Source organism: Streptomyces sp. SID14436, from assembly GCF_010548465.1.
Taxonomy (GTDB): Bacteria; Actinomycetota; Actinomycetes; order Streptomycetales; family Streptomycetaceae; genus Streptomyces.
Window position 1 is genome coordinate 1 of sequence record NZ_JAAGMD010000129.1, and the last position, 1922, is coordinate 1922.

1 protein-coding gene and 1 pseudogene are annotated in these 1922 nt (G+C 75.7%); one reads left to right on the plus strand and one right to left on the minus strand.

All coding sequences use genetic code 11. The features are described from left to right. Positions 1–151: 151 nt before the first annotated feature. Entirely contained in the window at positions 152–1258 is a 1107-nt protein-coding gene (locus G3I53_RS04860; protein WP_164338462.1) for an adenylate/guanylate cyclase domain-containing protein, read from the plus strand. Between the two features lie 458 nt (positions 1259–1716). Here G3I53_RS04860 and G3I53_RS04865 read toward each other — a convergent pair. Further along, positions 1717–1922 (minus strand): annotated as a pseudogene (locus G3I53_RS04865) (hypothetical protein); the annotation flags it as partial.

The following is a 1922-nucleotide window of genomic DNA, read 5'->3' on the forward strand; positions in this document are numbered from 1 at the left end:
CGCGGCGCGCGCCTGTCGGGGCGCCGCGCACCGCCCCGACCTCCCGTTCGGCACCCCTTGGCGCAACCGAACGGAGTGAGCTGGGGCACACCTGCCGTAGAGTTGAGGCCGGTCGATCCAGGGCCGTGGCAGATCGGAAGGGCAGCAACGCGTGACCGTCGACGACTCGGGTTCCGGCGCGGAAGCGCAGGATTCCGGCGAGGATCCGCTCGCTCTGCGCCTCGAACAGCTCATTCTCGGTGCCGAGCGGCGCTACACGCCCTTCCAGGCGGCCCGCAGCGCGGGCGTCACCATGGAGCTGGCCACCCGCTTCTGGCGGGCCATGGGCTTCGCCGACGTCGGGCAGGCCAAGGCCCTCACCGAGGCCGACGTGCTGGCGCTGCGCCGGCTGGCCGGTCTGGTCGAGGCGGGCCTGCTCAGTGAGGCGATGGCGGTGCAGGTGGCCCGTTCCACCGGGCAGACCACCGCACGGCTGGCGGAATGGCAGATCGACAGCTTCCTGGAGGGCCTGACCGAGCCGCCCGAGCCCGGCATGACCCGCACCGAGGTCACCTATCCGATCGTCGAACTGCTCCTGCCCGAGCTGGAGGAGTTCCTGGTCTACGTCTGGCGGCGGCAGCTCGCCGCGTCCGCCGGGCGGGTGGTCCAGGAGGCGGACGACGAGGAGATGGTCGACCGGCGGCTGGCCGTCGCCTTCGCGGACCTGGTGGGCTTCACGCGCCTGACCCGGCGGATGGAGGAGGAGGAGCTCGGCGAGCTCGTCGAGGCCTTCGAGACCACCGCCGCCGACCTCGTCGCCGCGCGCGGCGGACGGCTCATCAAGACCCTCGGCGACGAGGTGCTGTACGCGGCCGACGACGCGGGCACCGCGGCGGAGATCGCCCTGCGGCTGATCGACACCATGGCGAACGACGAGACCATGCCGGAGCTGCGGGTCGGCATGGCCTTCGGCACGGTGACCACCCGCATGGGCGACGTCTTCGGCACGACCGTCAACCTCGCGTCCCGGCTGACGTCCATAGCTCCCCGGGACGCCGTCCTGGTCGACGCCGCGTTCGCCCAGGAGCTGATCCGCACGGGCGACGCCCCCGCCTCCGAGGCGGCCGCCGCTGAGGCCGCGGCCACGGCCGAGAAGGAGGGCGAGGAGCCGCCCGCGTACCGCTTCGCGCTCCAGCCGATGTGGCAGCGGCCGGTCCGTGGGCTCGGTGTCGTCGAGCCCTGGCTGCTCACGCGCCGGGGCGCGCCGACGGAGTCCTGAGGCGTTCCTGAGCGTCTTCTGCGGTGAGTGCGGGCGGCTCGCTCGGTCACGGCCGCCGCGGCCGGGGCACGGCGGCGGGCCGCGCGGTTCCCGGGCGCTCCTCGCGGGTATCCGCGTGCGTCCCCGGATGTGGCGGGGCGCGGTCCGGTCCCCGTCCGGGGCGGTGTTCGGTCGGCCGGGGCTCAGTGGCGGTCCTCGCGGGTATCCGCGTGCGTCCCCGGATGTGGCGGGGTGCGATTCGGTCCCCGTCCGGGGCGGCGTTCGGCCGGCCGGGGCTCAGTGGCGGTCCTCGCGGGTATCCGCGTGCGTCCCCGGATGTGGCGGGGCGCGGTCCGGTCCCCGTCCGGGGCGGTGTTCGGTCGGCCGGGGCTCAGTGGCGGTCCTCGCGGGCGTGCGTCCCCGGATGTGGCGGGGCGCGGTCCGGTCCCCGTCCGGGGCGGTGTTCGGTCGGCCGGGGCTCAGTCCTTCGCGGCGCCGTCCAGGCCGAGGCCGCCCAGGCACAGGTTGAGGAGCGGCAGGCACAGGCCGGTGTTCTGTTCCGGCGGGCGGGGCGGTGCGGGCTGCTGTGCCGGAGGCGGGGGAGCGGGCGTGCGGGTGCGGCCGGGGTCCGGCTCGGGCGGCGGGGCGGGGACGGTGCGGGACGGTCCCGCCGTCGGCCGGGGCG